Source organism: Microvirga flocculans ATCC BAA-817 (assembly GCF_000518665.1).
GTDB lineage: Bacteria > Pseudomonadota > Alphaproteobacteria > Rhizobiales > Beijerinckiaceae > Microvirga > Microvirga flocculans.
On sequence record NZ_JAEA01000002.1, the window covers coordinates 52,413 to 70,663 of the forward strand.

Genomic DNA, 18,251 nt, shown 5'->3' on the forward strand with positions numbered 1-18,251 from the left:
GCCTTAATCGAAAGCTCTTGGAGATCGACATGGACAATATCATTCCGGTTCTGATGTGTGGCGGATCGGGCACCCGTCTTTGGCCGGTATCGCGTTCCGGCGAGCCGAAGCAGTTTCACGCTCTGTCCGGTAGCACGAGCCTGTTTCAGCAGACCATGCAGCGTTTCTGTTCCGAGCAATATGCGGAGCCGCTCATCGTCGTGAATTCCCTTCATCGCGACATCGCCCTGAGGGAGATAGGAGAGCTTGGGACGCGGACTGCGCGACTGCTCGTCGAACCTTGCGTGAGAAGCACGGGGCCTGCCATTGCCGCTGCGGCTGCCCTCGTCGCAGAGGAAGATCCGGACCGGTTGATGCTTGTCGCCCCGAGCGATCATGTGATCGAACAGGTCGATATCTTCTCCCGAGCCGTCGCTCATGCAGCGGTGGCAGCGCGTCAAGGCCGGATCGTGCTCTTCGGCATCCAGCCGACTCATGCCGAAACCGGCTTTGGCTATATCGAGGCAGGAGAGCCGTTTGACGATTCAAGCTTCATGGTCGCCGGTTTCGTCGAAAAACCGAAGCGAGCCATGGCCGAGGACTTGGTCGCCAATGGCAGGCACCTCTGGAACAGCGGGATCTTCATGTTTACGGCCCGCACGATCCTCGAGGAGCTCGAACGTTATGCTCCCGATGTCCTGGCCTGTGCGCGGCGCGCTTTGTCCATGGCCCAGAGAGGAAACGACACCATAAGGCTTGCCGCAGATTTCGATACGGCGCCCGTGATCTCCATCGATTACGCCGTGATGGAACGCAGCGACCGCCTGGTCTGTGTTCCCGTGGCTCCCGACTGGCGCGATCTTGGCTCATGGTCCGCGCTCTGGGATATCGGAGGAAAGGACGGAAATGGGAATGTCGCCCGCGGCGACACGCTTCTTCAGGATGTCCATAACAGTTATATCTATGGCAATTCCCGGCTTGTCGCGGTCATGGGTGTCGAGAAGCTCGTGGTCATCGACACGGCCGATGCCGTTCTCGTCAGCTCGCTGGATCAGGCGCAGAATATCGGCCGCCTGGCTGCCGAGCTTGCAGCCGCGAAAAGGCCCGAGGCGAGCCTTCACAAGAAAGTGCGCCGCCCATGGGGCTGCTACGAATCCCTGCGTTCGGGTGAAACCTTCCAGGTCAAGCACATCATCGTCGATGTCGCCGGAAGGCTGTCTTTACAATACCACCATCACCGTTCCGAGCATTGGACGGTCGTTTCGGGAACGGCCCGCGTGACGATTGGCGATAAGGTCTTCGTCATGACGGCCAATCAATCCGCGTATATTCCAAAGGGAGACGTACATCGACTGGAGAATATCGGTGACGATGAGCTTCATCTGATCGAGGTTCAATGCGGTTCATACCTCGGCGAAGACGACATCGTGCGTCTGGAGGACAAATATGACCGCATCGTCACGATCTGACGGCTGTCTTCATCTGCGCATTGCCTCCTTTCTCGCCGCCATGGCGCTGGCATGGAATGTCATGGCGCAGGATGGAAACGACATCACCCGCCTTTCGGGCGAAGTGCGACAAGCCGTTCTCTCGGCCGAGCAGGCTGGTGCCGGAACGAAGCAGCAGGCCGGTTTCTATCAGGTCGCTCGAGCCCGACTGAACTTACTGGAAAAACTTGCTTCTGAGGACAGCGCGTATCCAAGGGAGTTGCTCGACACCGCACGTTCGGAACTTGCCCGTCTGGCTGGGCTCGGCGTGAGTTTCGATTCCCTCACTGCGAAACTGCTCCAGACATCCCTGGGGGATCTGATTTCCGCCCCCTCAGGTGCCGACCGCATGGAGCTTGGCGGTGTTCTGTATCAGCTTGCCAGCGAGCAGCGAAATCCGGCCAGTCGTGCGGCTGCGTTGATCGACATTGGCTATGCCTATCGAAAGATTGGTGCACAGGACCGTGCCTTGCGCTATGCCTCGCTCGCCTTGGACGCGACCGAGGCGATACTGGAGATCGGTGCGAGGGTCGATGCCTGTCAGGTCGTGGCCCGTCTTTCCATCGGCTTGGGAGCATCGGGTGCTTTCATCGCAAACCGGGCCTTGTCTTCGATCTCCGAACCGCGAGCGCGCGCTCTCGCTCGTCACGGGCTGGCGCGGGAGCAACTCCAGGGCAGCCCTTTCGAGAAGGAAGCCGACGCCAAGCTGATAGCTGAAGCCAGACGTCGCCTTGAGGGCGGAGATATTTCCGGCAGTTTGGCCCTTGTGCTGGCTCTTCCCGATGGAGAAGAGCGCGAGGCTCTTCTTGCGGGTTTGTTGACATCCGCGCTCCGGCGGCGGGATCGCGAAACGGCCCTGGTGGCGGCGCAGGGATCGTTCAAGGCTGAGCGGCAGCTGAACAACCTTGCCGTGCTTGTCGCGGATCATGTCGCGCACCATCTGCCGCTTCAAGCCGCAGACATCGTCAACCAATGGCCAGACGGTTCCGGTAAGGACTCAATCCGGCTTTCGCTTGCGGATGACCTGCGCCGCAGGGGCTATTCCAGAATGGCCGAGCAGTTGCTCGGCCGCATCGGAACCAAGAAAGATCCGAATTGGACGAAGCAGGAGATCGCGCTTGGCGATCCGTGGATCACCGACGGCGGCAAGACGAACGATGACCAAGCCAAGGTCGAGCGAGCGCATGCCGTTGCATCTCTTCCGGATGGTATCATCGAAGCGGCTGCCTTGATCCGTTCGGTCTCGGATGACAGGCTGAGAACCAAGGCCTTTCGCCGCATGGCGGAGATCCATGCCAATCTGCTCGCGGCATCTTCAGGCGAAGATCGCGCCGCTGCCGATGCTGTTGAGTCGGTACGGGAAGAGCTCGGGGAAGATCGACAGGAATTGCAGACGCGTCGTGGACTCACACTGATCGTAACAGGCGATCCGCAGGTGATCCCGGAACGCATGGCCTTTCCTCGGAGCTCTCCCACGGCATCCGATGTTCGGCAGGATGTACCATGGCCGGAGGGCGCCGTCGTCGGAAGCACCTTTGCCCATCATAATCCCTATATGGCAAAGTTTCTCGAAGACGGAGCGGACGGATCGACCCGCCTGGAGCAGGCGATCCAATACCAGGGTCTTCCGTCTCCGAAAATGATCGTCGTTCAGAGCGGCGTTGCAACGCTGGGGATGGTCGCCCGCGCGCTGCAGGGCACGGACGCGGGCAACCTGATCGCCTTCGACGGCGATTCCTTGATCGTTCGCGCTCCTGTATTCGTCGCTCCCGGAGCAAGGCTGATTTTGTCGCGCTTCGATGTTCCGATTTACCGCCTGAGCGCCGATGCGGGAACCTTCATTGCGAATGCGGGGACCGTCGACATCGTTGATGCCGAGGTCGTCGGTTATGATGAGAAACGCGTGCAGCCTCTCTGGTTCGACGGCGAGAGAAAAGGCGGCTTTCGTCCCTTCCTGCTGACCTGGGGCGACGGTCGCATGAATGTGGCGGCTTCCACGCTGGCGGCGCTGGGCTACGACAATGCCCTGTCCTTCGGCCTGTCCTATTCTTCCGGTCCGGATCGTGTGACGGAGCTGCGGGATCAGGCTCGTCCTTCCGGGATTATGGTCGACAGCTTGTTCCGCAATTTCTATATCGGCTTCCACTCCTATGAATCCGAGAATGTCCAGGTCGTCGGAAATGAGTTTCGCGACAGCATTCTTTATGCACTGGATCTTCACGACCGCTCGGCAGGAGGCGTGATCGCGCTCAACACGGTCTATGGAACGATGCTGCGGCAGGGGATTACGCTGTCGCGCGATGTCAGCGACAGCGTGGTCTCTGGAAACCTCTCCTTCGACAATGCCGGGTCGGGAATCGTCCTGGACCGCAACAGCACCAACAACATCGTCCAGGCCAACAGTGCTTTCCGGAATGCACAGGACGGTGTGAGCGTTTTCGAAAGCTCCTGCAATGTGCTGAGCAATAATCAATTGACCGGCAATGGGCGGGATGGCCTGAAGGTTCGTAACAGCGTCGATGTGGGCGCCTATGGCAATCGCATCGCATCGAACCTCAATGCGGGAGTGAGCGCCTATATCGCCAATATCGCGGTTGGGACGAACGGCAAAAGCGGTGCGGCGGAGGAGGGGGCGTTCACGCCAGTGACAGCCCTGTCTCTCGGGAAGAACATCATCTCGTCCAATGGGGTCGGCATCAACGCACAGGGCGTATCCGGGCTGGCGATGTTCGGCAACGCTTTCGTGAAGCAATCCCGCCGCCTCTTCGGTGGAGATTATCGCGGACTGGAAGGGCCGTTGCTGCGCCTGTCATCCACATCAGGAGTTCTCATCGCAAGCACCTGCCGTCCTGCGAGGCCGGCGCCGGCCTGCCGATTGCGGGAGCAAGGATATCTCCAGGAGAGCGCCGGGCTCCCGATCTTCGATCAAGCGGACGGTTCCGATTGCACGGATGTCACCGGCTCCGTGCAGCAGAAGGCCTTCAGCAATTTCTCACAGGGGACCTAGAGCCAGCATGAGATCCGCGCTCCTCGTCCTGATCCTGAATCTTCTGGCCCTTGTGCCGTCATGCGGGCAAGCGCGGGCCCAGGGGGGCATGGATGCAAATCCGAGGGACCGGTTCATCGCTGCCATGACCGCGATGGAACAACTGAAGCAGCACAAGGATGCCGCCGCTTTCGTGGCGCAGGCCGACATGCTTCAGGGGGGCTTGCCCATCAGCGAGACGAACCCGCTCAAGGTCCCGCATATCGGGGAGGCGGAGAGCCTTTATGAGCGGGCCTTGGCGGTTCAGGGCGCTCATTGGCCGTCAGCAGCGCTCCGGCGGGCCAAGCTGCTTCTGGCGCAGCGCCGGGACCCGGAATCCATCGAGCGAGCCCTTGAGCTCCTGCGTCGTGCGGCCGCCCTGCAGAACCGTGAAGCGGCCTTCGTCCTCGGCGGCCTGATGGAGGAGGGGGCCGGAGGCCGTCAGGATCTCGACGGCGCCAGGAATCTTTATCGGCTCGCCCTCCGCTCCGGTCACGGCCCGGCGGGACTCGCCCTCGCACGCCTCGAAACCGATCCTGCCAAGGCGAATGTCTATGCGATGCAGGGCGTGAAGCTGCTTTTCGAGGAAGCAAGGCAAGGCTCAGCCGACGCAGCGAGGCTCTTGGCCGATCATTACCGGTCAACCGGCGAAGGGCCCGAGCGCCTGAGGATTGCCATCGAATGGTATCGGCGCGCCGTCGATCTCGGCGATGATGAGGCGGCCTTGCGCCTCGGGCGCCTGTATCTCGACCCCAAATCGGCGATGCAGAGGCCAAAGGAGGCAAGAGATTTCTTCCTGCTGGCCGCGCAGCGCGGTTCTATCGATGCTGCGATGATCCTGGCTGAGGATCCTTACAAGGGCTCGATCCTCGGCGTTCCTGGGAGTGAAGCCGAACTCTGGCTCAATCGCGCCATCGCGACAGGAAGCCCGCATGCGCTCGTTCTCGCGGCCGAGATCCGCAGTCAGGGCGGCGAAGAGGGGCAGAAGGCCGCGAAAGCGCTGTTAGCGGAAGCGATCCGGCGCGTCGACAACGATGTTGCCGCTCTCGTCGCCATCGGCCGTCATGCCCGCGATGGCGTTCTCATGGAGCGTGACGTGCCGCTTGCCCTGAAATTGTTCGACAGGGCGGCTGGAGCGGACAGCGTGGCGGCGTCCTACGAATTCGCACGCACCGCCCTGATATATCCTGAGGAAGTGACGGACGACATGCGCAAGGCGGCGCTCGAACGTCTCCGGAGCGCCGCCGATCGGGGCCACGCGAAAGCTGCCGTCATGATGGGCGATGCTTATCTGCGGGGGCGCAGTCTTTCGGAGACGCATGAGGAAGCCTTGCGGTGGTACCGCAAGGCTGCAGAGAACGGGTCGGCCGTCGCTTACATTCGTATCGGCGACTTCTATGCAGGACGCGCCACGGCAACGGAGGCATTGCGCGCGCTGGAATGGTACCGAAAGGCGGCGGATGCCGAAAGCGCGATAGCCATGGTTCGCCTCGGCAAGATGTTCGGCGAGGGCAGAGGAGTTCCGCAGGATCAGGCGCTCGCAGCGGCGTGGTTCAGCCGCGCGGCGGCGATGGGAAGCGGAGCAGCCATGGTGGAGCTCGGCGCACTCTACGCGCACGTCGGAGGTCCGGATCATGTCAATATGGCGCGCGAGTCGCTCGAGAAAGCCAGCCGGTCCGGCGATCTCCGTGCTCCGATTGCCTTGGCTAAGCTTTATCTTGTCCGGGGCGAGCGTCAGCCGGCCGAGAACACGCTGAAGAAATCTGCCGAGGGCGGCAGTGCGGAAGCCGCCTTGCAGCTGGCAGACCTCCTTGCGTCCGGCCAGCCGACGCCGGAGCAGGCGAATGCGGCACGGCGCTGGCTCGCGTTCGCCGAAAGGACGACGGTGAATGACGATGGGAGGCTCGGCCGGCTTGCGCTGGTTTACCTGAAGCTGCCCGATGCGGCCTCCATCGGACATGGGCTCGCGATCCTGGAGGCGCTGGTTCGCAAAAACGATGCCGAGGTGATGACGCTCCTGGCCACGGCGCTTCTCAAGGGAGCAGGCATGAAGCCGGATCCGGCGCGTGCGGAAGCCTTGCTCCGGCGTGCCGTGCAATTGGGGGACGATGGAGCCCGTTTCGTCCTCGCCAAGGCATATCGCGACGGAGTTGGACTTCCTCGCGATCCGGCGCGGGCCTTTGCTCTCTATCGCGAGCTCTACAACGAGGAGCCGGGCGATACGCGTGTGCAACTGGCGCTGGGGGATTCTTACGCGCGTGGCGATGGCGTTCCCCAGGACCGCCGCGTGGCCGCGGAATTCTATTCCCGGGCAGCGCAACAAGGCGATCCCGAAGGACAGCTCCGTCTCGGGACAGCCTATCTCCATGGGGGCGGTATGCCGCGCGATGAGCGAAAGGCCGAGCAATGGCTGTCACGGGCCGCTGAATCCGGTCTGGTCGCAGCGAAGATACAACTTGCGAGCGCCAAGCTTTCGGGACTCGGAACGGCTATCGATGCGGAGGGAGCATTCGTCTCCCATCTGCGCGCGGCGGAAGCGGGATCTCCTGTCGCGATGATCGAGGTGGCTCGTGCCTTGATAGTGGGATTGGGGACGCAGGCCGATCCGTTGCTTGCCAGGACATGGCTGGAGCGCGCGGCTGCCCTCGGCTCATCGGATGCGATGTTCGAGCTTTATCGTCTCAACGAAATCGGAGGAAGCGCGAATGCCCACGAAGCCGAGCGCTGGCTGAAACAGGCCGCGCAGAGCGGCCATGCCGCCGCCATGTATCGTCTGTCGCTGCATTACCGGCAGGGCACGTCCGGGCAGGACGATGCGGCTGCTCGTGAGTGGCTCGCAAAGGCTGCCCAAGCAGGCCATGCGCAGGCCGTGAAGGCCCTCGCCAGGCAGGCGAGCGCAGCGCCGCAACCGGAATGAGGGCGTGACCATGACGATCGGCGCAGCATGGCGGAGTGACGGACGAGGCAAAACGGAACGGGGAGCGAGGGCGATAACACCCGTGGGTTCAGGAAGTCCGCGTTGGGGGAACCTCCTGTTGCGGTTCTTCGGCAAGGCCGCTCTTCCAGCTTGGGCTTTGGCGCTTGCTCTCAGCCCAGCGGTCGGTGCGCAGGCACAATCTGTTCGGTCCTTCACACCGGATACGGATTTCAGCAAGATCTGCGCGAAGTCGCCCAAGCCGCACCTGACGCGCGATTGGAGCCAATGGACCAAGGCGCAGCCTGTCGGCGATCCTGAGGAGATGTATGCGGCGGCGACCGCCTATGCGGAAGGCAGTCGCATGCTCGACCGGGATCCCCTCACGGCGCGCCGGCTTCTCGAGGCCCTCGCCGAGCGCGTGTGGGCGGGACAGGACAGGGCTCATTTCCGCCTGGCCAAGCTCTTCCTCGATCCGGTCGCCGGGCCCGTCGATGCCGAGCGGGCTGCGACCCATCTGAGGGCGGCCGTGTCCATGCAGAATATGGATGCCGCAGTACTTCTCGCGCGACTGCATGAACAGGGGCGGATCGAGGGCGCCGATGTGGCGGAGGCCGAGCGTCTCCTCCGCTCGGCCTCCGCGGCCGGGCATGTGGACGGCGTGATCGGCCTCGCCCGGCTTCAACGCAGCGGACGGATCGGTCCTGTGCCGCGTGGTGCAACGGACGATCTCGCCGCACTCGCCCTGCAGATGCTCTATGGCGAGCTGAAACAGGGCAAGTGCTCGGCTCTCTACCGGATCGCATCGCTTCTCAGCGATGAGACCCTGGTTCCCGGCGGTCTTAAGGAGGCCGTGAGATGGTTCGAGGCTGCGTCCCGCCAGGGGGACGCCAAGGCCGATCTGGCGCTGGCTGAGATCGATCTCCAGGGTCGCGGCGCCACCTCCTCCGAGCCTGTCATGCGGCATCTGGAGAAGGCCGCCGAGGCGGGCGAGCCACGGGCCATGACCCTGCTGGGCGAACGTCTCCTGGTGGGCGACCGTGCCCCAAAGGATTTCAAGAAGGCCGTGATGTGGCTGGAGCGCGCCGGACTGAATGCGGATCAGGAGGCCTACAAGCTTCTTGCGCGTCATTATCGGGGAGAATTCGGCGCTGCTCCAAACCTTTCGAAGGCAGCGGAAGCCTTGACCAAAGCGAGCCTTCTCCCAGGACAGAGCGCGAGCGTTCTTGCCAGCCTCGCGCGGCTCTATGCAACGGGCATCGACGGAAAGCCGGATGTCGCCGCGGCGCTGGCGGCCTATCGGCGCGCCGCCGTGCTGGGGGATGTGGGGTCCCTCACGGAGATGGCAAAGATTCTGCTGGCCGATCCGCAGGCAGGCAGCTCCGATGAGCCATTGCGCCTTCTCAAGCAGGCGGCCGCAGCGGGGCGTGTTGATGCCATGCGCTATCTTGCGCGCGGCTATGCCTCCGGCCAGTTCGGCGATCCCGATCTTCAGCGGGCGATCGCATGGTTTGCCGAAGCCCTGCGCGGTGGAGATGCGAATGTTGCGGCCGATCTTGCAAGGCTCGCCGCTACCCCCGGTGCCGATGGAGAGAAAGCCCTGGCCCTTCTCAAAGAAAGCGCGGTGAGCGGTTTTGCATCTTCCATGCGGGAATATGGCCGTATCCTGCAGCTGGGGTTGGGGGAGGATGCGCAGCCGGAAGCCGGTGCCGCATGGCTGAGGAAAGCCGCCGAGGCAGGCGACACGGCAGCGATGAAGGAACTCTCGCAGGCCTATGCATCGGGATATGGCGTCGAACTTTCTGCCCGCATCAGCACGGAATGGCTGCAACGTGCGGCTCAGGCGGGCGATCCGGAAGCCATGCATAATCTCGGTCTTGCCATGACTCTTGGATTCGGCACGGACGCGAATGCGAAGGTTGCACAGGAATGGCTCAGGAGCGCCGAAGGTGCAGGGCGCCGCTGACGGCTGAAGAAGGATTCTTCGGAGGTGTGCATGAGGAGAAACGGAATGTTCGGAAAGCTTCACATTCTCTTCCTGAGCGGCCTCTGCATCAGCATAACCCCGGTGGCTATGGCCGCGCCCGGCGCGGAAACGCACGCCCGTCCGGCCCCGACTGCGCAATCCGCACCATTGCCGCAGGAAAAGCTGAATGCCATGTCCAACCCGCAGCTTCTCAAGCTGGGCCAGAGGGCGCTGGATGCGGAGGTTGAGACGCAGGACTTCGTCACCGGTCTTAACGCCGCCAAGGTCGCGATGTCGCGCGGAGACCGCGACGCTACCCGCCTGATGGCGAAGATCATGGCTCGCCATCAGGTCGTGCTCGACGGCATCGACCGTGTGAGGCTGGAGCGCCGCCTCCGTTTCGAAGCCATGCGCGGCGCCTCGAGTTCCGTTCTGGCGGTTGCGATCATGCATGACCGGGGCGAAGGTGTTCCCGTCGATACGAAGAAGGCGGCTGAATGGTACCTGTGGGCGGCTCGTCTCGGGCATGAACGGGCGATGGCTCACGTGGCCTATGCCTATGGCGTGGGGCGCGGGCTGGAACGCAACGAAGCCGATGCCTTGAAATGGCTCGAAGGCCTCAATGAGGGGCGGCGCCGCAGTACTCTGGTGGAGATGGGATGGGCGCTGTTGCTGGGGACGGAGGGCGTGACTGATGAAGCTGGCGCTCTCAGGTTCTTCGAGAGGGCGGCGGAGCTGCAGTCGGGCGCGGCCTATCAGGTCTCTCTCGAACTCGAACGAGGAACACGCGGCGTTCAAAACAGGGAGATGGCGGATCGTCTGATCCGTTATGCAGCCGAGCGCGGCGATTCCTCCGCGGCCACCCGCTTGGCCCAATCGCTGTCGCGCAGCTCCAGCGTGGAGGATCAGCGATTGGCCATCCGCTGGTACGCGGCCGCCGCTCAGGACAAGGACAATGCCGTTGCCGGGCAAAGCCTCTCGCGCCTTCTGACCGTGCGGCCTGCGGGCGCGCTTGTGCCGGAACTCGTCTCCGCTTTGGAGAGCGCAGCAAGAGCCGGGAATCTTGAAGCGATCCTGGGTATGGCTCATGCCTACGCAGAAGGCATCGGTGTCGATGCCTCTCCGGAGAAGGCCGCAGGCCTGCTGCAGCAGGCGGCCGATAGCGGCCTTCCGGAAGCTCAGTATCGGTTGGGTCTCATGTACAAGTCCGGCTTGGGGGTTCCTGTCAACCTCGCAAAGGCCATGGCCCTGATGAGCAGCGCCCGGCAGAGCGGATATCCCCTCGCGGCCGTAGCCTTAAGCTCCATGATGGAACCGGCGGCAGAATCTCCAGCGACCGATCGGGACAGGGCAGAAGGCAGATTGAATCCTGACGGAAAGCAGTGAGCACCTTGTCGAAAGCAGGGCCGCATGGATAGTGGATGCGCGTAGAGAAGATGATGGGACAGGAGCTGCGCATTGCATGCCGTCCGATACCTATTCTTCCGCGCTTTTCGCTTCTCTTCGGAGGGATTTTTTCTCTACCTCCTAATCACGCTTCCATACCTCCTTTTTAGGAATGATTAACTAAACGTTCACTCATACAATTTGGGGTAATCTCTGCGGTAAAGGCTCCTTCGCATGTCAAACCTTCTGTCGGTCACCACGGTTCTCGGTTGCAATAATTCCATGCTCCGCGAAGGTTTGCGGCACATTCTCTCGAGCACGCGGTTCAAGCTGCACCCGGAAAATCTCACGCGCGGAGATTTCAGTCTGGGCGACGAGCATGGAGGATCCTCGATCCTCTTCATTCTCGACAGGAATCTTTACGCGTCAGGGATCGCCAGGGCGGTTTCGGCCTTGCGACAGCATCATGCGCAGGCGCGTATCGTCGTCCTTTCCGACGCGTTCGACTTGGACGACATGAAAGAAGCCTTCCAATCCGGAGCTGATGGGTATTGCCTGGCCACGACCGGATGTGAGGCTCTCATCAAGTACCTCGACCTCGTGATGCTGGGAGAGATCGTCTTCCCTTCGGCCGCTTTTCTTTCATCGCTCTCGTCGCCGGCTTCAGAGACAAGCCTGCGCAGGGAGATGCCGTCCAGCAGGATGTCGCCCGCGCCGGTTGCCGCGGCACAGGAAACTCACGACTCGCCCATCCGGACCCTGTCGAGCCGAGAGGCGGAAATCCTGCAATGCCTGATGCAGGGCGCCCCCAACAAGGTGATCGCCCGCAAGCTCGATGTCGCCGAGGCTACGGTCAAGGTGCATATCAAGGCCATCCTTCGCAAGATCCGCGTGGCCAACCGGACGCAGGCAGCCATGTGGGCGGTCAACCATTTCTCCGCTGGCGGAACGGATGACTCATTGATCCCGTCGGGAGAGAAACTGGCGGCGCATGGCCTGCGTTAGGGAACTCGTTTTTGAAAGGTGCGGCCCGGAAACGACCTATCTTCGCCGCTCGAGGTCTCGATAACGTCCGTTTTGTTCTTTGGATCGGGAGTAGACTTTGCAGAGCACTTAGAATGGATTCGGGCTCGCATTTCGATGAACGAGTTCTTGAAGCTTCCTAAGAGCGCTCCATAATTCCGGTTCACGCCGCTTCAATAAGTAATGCCTGGATAGTAAAAATGAAACGATATCAAGTAACTTGTCTATACCTTTTAATTAATGATTATTAAAACGATTTGAATGGGTAATGATTGTCGGGAATAAGATTATAAGCTAAAGATCTCGAAAGAAATTTTATTATTTGCCTGACCGAATCAAGACCAGAAAGGCATCTGCGATGCGGAACACCTACGATCTTGATAACCTTCCTCATCCAGGCGCTTCATCGGCTAAAGACGTAGCCTATTCAAGGTATATGGAACTGGCGCGCTCGGTTGAGCCCTCACCCTCCGAATTTGCAGCGGCGCGTGCGATCCGAACGCTTCTCGTGGAGCCCAACGCTCTCCTGAGGGAGGGCTTGAGACGAATCCTCTCCGAAACGCTCTACGCGCCCTCGGTCGCGGCGGCGAGCATCGACGAGGTCCGTGCAGCCTATGGCCCCGACAACGGAGCGGTCGTGCTGATTACGGATGCAAGCCGCGACCATGAGGAAACCTGTCGTAAGGCCAAACTCGTGAAGGAGCAGAATGCGAACGCCAAAGTGGTGATGCTGGTCGAGCAATACGACCTGACCCAAGCTCTGTCGGCGTTCCGGGCAGGTGCTGATGCCTACCTTAAAAAGTCCATTTCCTGCGAAGTTCTCGTCAAGTCTCTCGATCTCGTGATGCTTGGGGAGGCGATTTTCCCTGGCGCAATCCTCGGTCTCCTGCAGGAAGAGGAAGTCCGGACGGAGCGGTCCAAGGAGGATCGGTCCGGCGACGAGGTGCAGGAGGGAATCACGCCCACGAAAGGCCTTTCCGTTCGCGAGACGGTCATCCTGCGGTGCCTGATGGACGGCGACTCGAACAAGATCATCGCCCGCAAATTCGACATCACGGAAGCGACCGTGAAGGTTCACGTCAAGGCGATCCTGCGAAAGATCCAAGCCAAGAACCGCACGCAAGCGGCAATCTGGGCCGCAAGCCACTTGTCTGCAAATCCCAAGTCTTCCGCCAGCTGACGGCGCTGGCAGGGCTTGAAGGGGCGTCCTTGATGGGAGGCAGCGGGGTCCGCTGCCCTTATAGGCTTGCGGACTTGAGCGCATTGTCTGTGGGCTCCCGCTGCAATTCATCTTGGTTACCGCAGTGATCCAGAGCCATTTCGGGAAAAAGCAGGAACCGTTTTCCTGAAATGGCGGCAGGCAAGGCCTTGTGGTGCGGCGTGCGATGCCACGAAAATGCGAACGGCTTTAAGCGGAGCGCAGCGCCGGCCTGGATGCCTGAGCTTGATCCTCCAGGATCATCGCGGCGCCCTTGTCGGCGATCATGAGCGTTGGCGAATTCGTGTTGCCGCTCGTGATGGTCGGCATGATCGACGCATCGATCACCCGCAGCCCTTCGATGCCGCGAACGCGCAGGCGCTCATCCGTCACGGCCATCGGATCGCTGTCGATTCCCATCCTGGCCGTACCCACAGGGTGGAATATCGTGGTTCCGATGTCGCGTGCTCCATTCAGAAGCTCTGCATCGGTCGTCAGCTGAGCGCCTGGCTTGTACTCCTCGGGGCGATACTTTTGGAGTGCGGGCATCGCGACGATGCGTCGTACCAGACGCAGGGCATCGACGGCGACCTGCTGGTCTTCCTGCGTCGAGAGGTAATTCGGGCGGATGGAGGGGAGATCGCCCGCCGTGCCGCTGCGAATTCGAACGCTTCCCCGGCTGGTGGGGCGCAGGTTGCAGACGCTGGCCGTAAAGGCGGGGAAGGGATGCGGGTCTTCGCCGAACTTGTCCAGGGAAAGCGGCTGGATGTGAAACTGGAGATTCGGGGTGGCGTAGTCCGGGGACGAGCGGGTGAAGGCCCCAAGCTGCGAAGGCGCCATGGTGAGCGGCCCCCGGCGAAAGAGCGCGTATTCGAGCGCCATCTGCCCTTTTCTGACGAGCGAACGGTATTCCTCGTTCAGCGTCCGCACGCCGCTGACCTTGTAGATGGGGCGCAGCTGCAGATGGTCCTGCAGGTTTTCTCCCACCCCCGGCAGGTGATGGACGACGTCGATGCCGTGCTCCTGCAGCAGGGCGCCGTTGCCGATGCCTGACAGTTGCAGAAGCTGGGGCGAGGCGATGGCGCCTGCGGAGAGCACGACCTCCTTGCGGGCGAGAATGCGCCTCAGGCTGCCGTTCTGCAGGATTTCCACGCCGATGGCGCGCCTCCCTTCGAACAGGATGCGCGTGGCATGGGCGTGGGTTTCGACTTTCAGGTTCGGGCGCGACAAGGCCGGCTTGAGGAAGCCGCGCGCGGAGGACCAGCGCCGCCCGTTCTTCTGGTTGACGTGAAAATAGGAGATGCCCTCGTTGCTGCCCGTGTTGAAATCGCTCACACGGGGAATCCCGGCCTCGGCGGCGGCCTCGATGAAGGAATCGAGGATTTCCCAGCGCACCCGGGGCGCTTCCACGCGCCATTCACCGCCGGTGCCGTGATGCTCACCGGCGCCGAGATAATGGTCCAGGTGCTGGCGGAAGATCGGCCTGACATCGTCCCAGCCCCAGCCTGTAAGCCCCATCTGGCGCCAGTTGTCGTAATCCTCCCGTTGGCCGCGCATGTAGATCATCGCATTGATGGCCGAGCAGCCGCCGAGAACCTTGCCGCGCGGGTAATTCAGGACACGGCCGTTCAGTCCTGCCTCGGCTTCGGTCTTGAACATCCAGTCGGCGCGGGGATTGCCGATCGCGAAGAGGTAGCCGACCGGAATGTGAAACCAGATCCAGTTGTCCTTGCCGCCGGCTTCCAGGAGGCAGACAGCGTTCCGGGGATCCCTGGACAGGCGGTTGGCGAGCACGCAGCCCGCCGAACCTGCGCCGATGATGACATAGTCGAATGTCGTGGTGTCTGACATGGGTGTCTCGATCGAAGAGAGCGGCGCTCACGGTCGCGCCAACCGAACTCATCATGCATGCTCTATGCGGATTGCTTTGACTTGCGCTTCGTCAATTCCATGATCTCGCCGACGATGCCGCGGCGGAAGAGCAGGACGCAGACCACGAAGATGATGCCGATCAGCACCGTCACGGGGAAGTCGGAGGCGGCGAGATAGTTCTGGAGCGCGATCACGAAGCCGGCGCCGACGATGGGGCCGATCAGCGTGCCGATGCCGCCGAGAAGCGTCATCAGGATCACCTCGCCCGACATCTGCCATTGCACGTCGGTGAGGGTCGCGAACTGGAAGACGATGGCCTTCGTGCCGCCCGCCAGCCCCGCCAGGGCGGCCGACATGACGAAAGCGCCGAGCTTGTAGCGGTCCACCCGGTAGCCCAGCGAGATTGCCCGCCGCTCGTTCTCGCGGATGGCCTTGAGGATGTTGCCGAAGGGCGAGTGCACGATGCGCCAGATGGCGAAGAAGCCGAACAGGAAGATGGCCAGCGTGACATAGTACATCGCCAGGGGCTGGTTCAGGTCGATGATGCCGAGCAGATGTCCGCGGGGAACCCCCTGGATGCCGTCCTCGCCATGGGTGAAAGGGACCTGCAGGCAGATGAAGGCGAACATCTGCGACAGGGCGAGCGTGATCATGGCGAAGTAGATGCCCTGGCGGCGGATGGCCAGGAATCCGATCACGAAGCCCATGGCGGCTGCTCCGGCCATGCCGAGCAGGATGGACGTCAAAGGCTCCCAGCCCCAGACCTTGGCGGCATGGGCCGTGAAATAGGCGGCTCCGCCGAAGAAGGCTGCATGGCCGAAGGAGAGCAGCCCAACATAGCCGATGAGCAGGTTGAACGCGCAGGCGAAGAGAGCGAAGCAGAGAATGCTCATCAGGAGCACGGGGTAGAAGAAGAACGGCGCTGCCATCAGGGCCGCGACGACCACTGCGCCGATCACCATGGAGGAGGTGCGCAGCTTCGGCTGCTCCGCGAGATATTGGGTTCCGACAGCCATGATTTTACTCCTCCCGCCCGAAGAGCCCTGCCGGCCTGACGAGCAGAACGATAGCCATGATCACAAAGATAACGATGCTCGAGGCTTCCGGGTAGAAGACCTTCGTCAGTCCCTCGAGCACGCCGAGCACATAGCCGGTCACGATGGCGCCCAGGATCGAGCCCATGCCGCCGACGACGACCACCGCGAAGACGATGATGATGAGGTTCGAGCCCATGAGCGGGCTGACTTGGTAGATCGGCGCGGCGAGAACGCCGGCGAGCGCGGCCAGCGCCGCGCCAAGGCCGTAGGTGAGGGTCAGAAGCAGCGGCACGTTCACGCCGAAGGCCTGGACCAGCGTGGCGTTTTCCGTCGCGGCCCGCAGGTAGGCCCCGAGCCGCGTCTTTTCGATGAGAAGCCATGTGCCGAGGCAGATGACGAGGGATGCGACGACCACCCAGCCACGGTAGATCGGCATGAACATGAAGCCGAGATTGAGGGCGCCCGTCAGCTGCGCAGGCGCGGCATAGGGCTGCCCGGCGGCTCCGAACCAGTAGCGGAAAGCGCCTTCGAGAATGAGGGCGAGGCCGAAGGTCAGGAGGAGGCCGTAGAGCGGGTCGATGCCGTAGAGACGGCTCAGCATGGTGCGTTCGATCACGACCGCGACTGCGCCGACGATCAGGGGCGCCAGAACGAGGGCGAGCCAATAGCCGATGCCTGCGTAGGACAGGAGCAGGTAGGCCGCGAAAGCCCCGAGCATGTATTGGGCGCCATGGGCGAAATTGATGATCCGCAGCAGGCCGAAGATCACGGCCAGGCCGAGGCTCAGCATGGCATAGAACGAACCGTTGATCAGGCCGATGAGGATCTGGCCGTAGAGGGCAGGGGCGGGAACGCCGAAAATCGTGCTCATGATGCTCTACACCCCAAGAACTTCGTGCAGCTCGTCCATGCGCGCATCGAGCTCGTGCCCGGGAAACGCGTTCACCATGCGCCCGTCCTCCATGAGGTAGAAGCGGTCGGCGACCTTCCGGGCGAAACGGAAATTCTGCTCGACGAGAAGGATCGTCATGCCGCGCTTCTTGAGTTCCACCAGGACGTCGCCGATGCGCTGGACGATCACGGGCGCAAGGCCTTCCGTCGGCTCGTCGAGAAGAATGATCTTGGCCCCCGTGCGCAGCACGCGGGCGATGGCGAGCATCTGCTGCTCGCCGCCCGACAGCTTCGTGCCCTGGCTCGATCTCCTCTCATGGAGATTGGGAAAGAGCGTGTAGATTTCCTCCACGCTCATGCCGCCCTCCGCCACGGTGGGGGGCAGCATGAGATTCTCGGAGACGTTGAGGCTCGCGAAGATGCCGCGCTCCTCCGGGACATAGCCGAGCCCGGCTTTGGCGACCTTGTGCAGCGGCAGCCCCAGAAGGTCACGGCCGCGCAGGCGGATCACGCCCTCGCGGCGGCGCAGGATGCCCATGATCGCCCGCAGCGTCGTGGTCTTGCCCGCGCCGTTGCGGCCCAGAAGCGTAACGGTTTCACCTTCACGGATGTCGAGATCGACACCGTGCAGGACGTGGCTCTCGCCGTACCAGGCGTTGAGGCCACGCACTTCGAGAAGAGGAGCGCTACTCATGCTCGGTTCCCATATAGGCTTCGCGCACCCGCGGATCCCGGCTGACGGTGTCGTAGGACCCGTCGGAAAGGATCTCGCCCCGCGCCAGAACGGTCACGCGGTCGCAGAGGTCTGCGACGACGTTCAGGTTGTGCTCGACCATCAGCACCGTGCGGTTGCGGGCGATGCGCCGGATGAGGTCGGAAATTCGGCCGATATCCTCATGGCCCATGCCCGCCATGGGCTCGTCGAGGAGCAGCATGGCCGGGTCGAGCGCCAGGGTCGTGGCGATCTCGAGCGCCCGCTTGCGGCCATAGGACAATTCGGTCGCCGGAAGATCCGCATAGGATGAAAGATTGACCGCGTCGATCAACTCCATCGCCCGCTCGTCCAGAGCGGCAAGGGTGTTCGACGAGCGCCAGAACTGGGTCGCGAGGCCTGAGGGACGCTGCAGGGCCACGCGCACGTTGTCGAGCAAGGTCAGATGGGGAAAGACAGCCGATATCTGGAAGGAGCGCACCAGGCCCAGGCGCGCGACCTCGGCGGGTTTCATGCGCGTGATATCGGCGCCTTTGAAGACGATCTGGCCGCGCGTCGGCGTGAGGAACTTCGTGAGCAGGTTGAAAACGGTGGTCTTGCCGGCGCCGTTGGGGCCGATGAGGGCGTGGATCGACCCCTCGTTGACGGATAGCGTCACGTCCTTGACGGCGACGAAGCCACGAAACTCCATGGTGAGTCCGGTGGCTTGCAGGATAGGTTGGGTACTGACCATAGGGTGAGGCCGAAACTCTCTCGATGAG

At 62.2% G+C, this 18,251-nt stretch carries 12 protein-coding genes; 7 read left to right on the top strand and 5 right to left on the bottom strand.

All coding sequences use genetic code 11. From position 1 onward, the window contains the following. Positions 1 to 29 precede the first annotated feature (29 nt). The 7 genes from L879_RS0103275 (at position 30) to L879_RS20270 (ending at position 12,960) form a co-directional block, all read left to right on the top strand. Positions 30 to 1,448, top strand: a complete 1,419-nt coding sequence (locus L879_RS0103275) for a mannose-1-phosphate guanylyltransferase/mannose-6-phosphate isomerase (protein WP_027314856.1) — start codon at positions 30 to 32, stop codon at positions 1,446 to 1,448. Next, on the top strand, positions 1,426 to 4,473 hold the full coding sequence (locus tag L879_RS23090; protein ID WP_084020683.1) for a right-handed parallel beta-helix repeat-containing protein: 3,048 nt from the start codon (positions 1,426 to 1,428) through the stop codon (positions 4,471 to 4,473). Before L879_RS0103275 ends, L879_RS23090 begins: the two co-directional genes overlap by 23 nt. 7 nt (positions 4,474 to 4,480) lie before the next feature. Next, positions 4,481 to 7,408 (top strand): tetratricopeptide repeat protein, encoded by a 2,928-nt coding sequence (locus L879_RS0103290; RefSeq protein WP_027314858.1) that lies wholly within the window; start codon positions 4,481 to 4,483, stop codon positions 7,406 to 7,408. Positions 7,409 to 7,526: 118 nt separating this feature from the next. Next, complete coding sequence (locus L879_RS0103295) at positions 7,527 to 9,371, top strand: tetratricopeptide repeat protein (RefSeq protein WP_027314859.1); 1,845 nt, start codon at positions 7,527 to 7,529, stop codon at positions 9,369 to 9,371. Positions 9,372 to 9,416: 45 nt separating this feature from the next. Continuing rightward, entirely contained in the window at positions 9,417 to 10,757 is a 1,341-nt protein-coding gene (locus L879_RS0103300) for a tetratricopeptide repeat protein (RefSeq protein WP_027314860.1), read from the top strand. A gap of 234 nt (positions 10,758 to 10,991) precedes the next feature. After that, positions 10,992 to 11,762 carry a LuxR C-terminal-related transcriptional regulator gene (locus tag L879_RS20265; RefSeq protein ID WP_051435008.1) on the top strand — a complete coding sequence of 257 codons (771 nt, stop codon included), beginning with the start codon at positions 10,992 to 10,994 and terminating at the stop codon, positions 11,760 to 11,762. Between the two features lie 556 nt (positions 11,763 to 12,318). Beyond that, positions 12,319 to 12,960, top strand: coding sequence for a LuxR C-terminal-related transcriptional regulator (locus tag L879_RS20270; protein WP_161634627.1), 642 nt, complete (start codon positions 12,319 to 12,321; stop codon positions 12,958 to 12,960). A gap of 228 nt (positions 12,961 to 13,188) precedes the next feature. Here L879_RS20270 and L879_RS0103315 read toward each other — a convergent pair whose 3' ends face one another. The 5 genes from L879_RS0103315 to L879_RS0103335 form a co-directional block, all read right to left on the bottom strand. After that, entirely contained in the window at positions 13,189 to 14,829 is a 1,641-nt protein-coding gene (locus tag L879_RS0103315) for a GMC family oxidoreductase (protein WP_027314861.1), read from the bottom strand. A gap of 62 nt (positions 14,830 to 14,891) precedes the next feature. Next, positions 14,892 to 15,812 carry a branched-chain amino acid ABC transporter permease gene (locus tag L879_RS0103320; RefSeq protein WP_438268094.1) on the bottom strand — a complete coding sequence of 307 codons (921 nt, stop codon included), beginning with the start codon at positions 15,810 to 15,812 and terminating at the stop codon, positions 14,892 to 14,894. A gap of 58 nt (positions 15,813 to 15,870) precedes the next feature. Then, complete coding sequence (locus tag L879_RS0103325) at positions 15,871 to 16,758, bottom strand: branched-chain amino acid ABC transporter permease (protein ID WP_027314863.1); 888 nt, start codon at positions 16,756 to 16,758, stop codon at positions 15,871 to 15,873. Between the two features lie 6 nt (positions 16,759 to 16,764). Next, on the bottom strand, positions 16,765 to 17,472 hold the full coding sequence (locus tag L879_RS0103330) for an ABC transporter ATP-binding protein (RefSeq protein ID WP_027314864.1): 708 nt from the start codon (positions 17,470 to 17,472) through the stop codon (positions 16,765 to 16,767). Beyond that, positions 17,465 to 18,223 (bottom strand): ABC transporter ATP-binding protein, encoded by a 759-nt coding sequence (locus tag L879_RS0103335; RefSeq protein ID WP_027314865.1) that lies wholly within the window; start codon positions 18,221 to 18,223, stop codon positions 17,465 to 17,467. The genes L879_RS0103330 and L879_RS0103335 overlap by 8 nt, the downstream gene beginning before the upstream one ends. Positions 18,224 to 18,251: the final 28 nt, after the last annotated feature.

Excerpts from the sequence above, each read along its gene's own strand:
- L879_RS0103275 (WP_027314856.1), top strand. The coding sequence starts at position 30 with ATGGACAATATCATTCCGGTTCTGATGTGTGGCGGATCGGGCACCCGT.
- L879_RS0103315 (WP_027314861.1), bottom strand. The coding sequence starts at position 14,829 with ATGTCAGACACCACGACATTCGACTATGTCATCATCGGCGCAGGTTCG.
- L879_RS20265 (WP_051435008.1), top strand. The coding sequence starts at position 10,992 with ATGTCAAACCTTCTGTCGGTCACCACGGTTCTCGGTTGCAATAATTCC.
- L879_RS0103290 (WP_027314858.1), top strand. The coding sequence starts at position 4,481 with ATGAGATCCGCGCTCCTCGTCCTGATCCTGAATCTTCTGGCCCTTGTG.
- L879_RS0103320 (WP_438268094.1), bottom strand. The coding sequence starts at position 15,812 with ATGGTGATCGGCGCAGTGGTCGTCGCGGCCCTGATGGCAGCGCCGTTC.
- L879_RS23090 (WP_084020683.1), top strand. The coding sequence starts at position 1,426 with ATGACCGCATCGTCACGATCTGACGGCTGTCTTCATCTGCGCATTGCC.
- L879_RS0103335 (WP_027314865.1), bottom strand. The coding sequence starts at position 18,223 with ATGGTCAGTACCCAACCTATCCTGCAAGCCACCGGACTCACCATGGAG.
- L879_RS0103330 (WP_027314864.1), bottom strand. The coding sequence starts at position 17,472 with ATGAGTAGCGCTCCTCTTCTCGAAGTGCGTGGCCTCAACGCCTGGTAC.
- L879_RS0103325 (WP_027314863.1), bottom strand. The coding sequence starts at position 16,758 with ATGAGCACGATTTTCGGCGTTCCCGCCCCTGCCCTCTACGGCCAGATC.
- L879_RS0103300 (WP_027314860.1), top strand. The coding sequence starts at position 9,417 with ATGTTCGGAAAGCTTCACATTCTCTTCCTGAGCGGCCTCTGCATCAGC.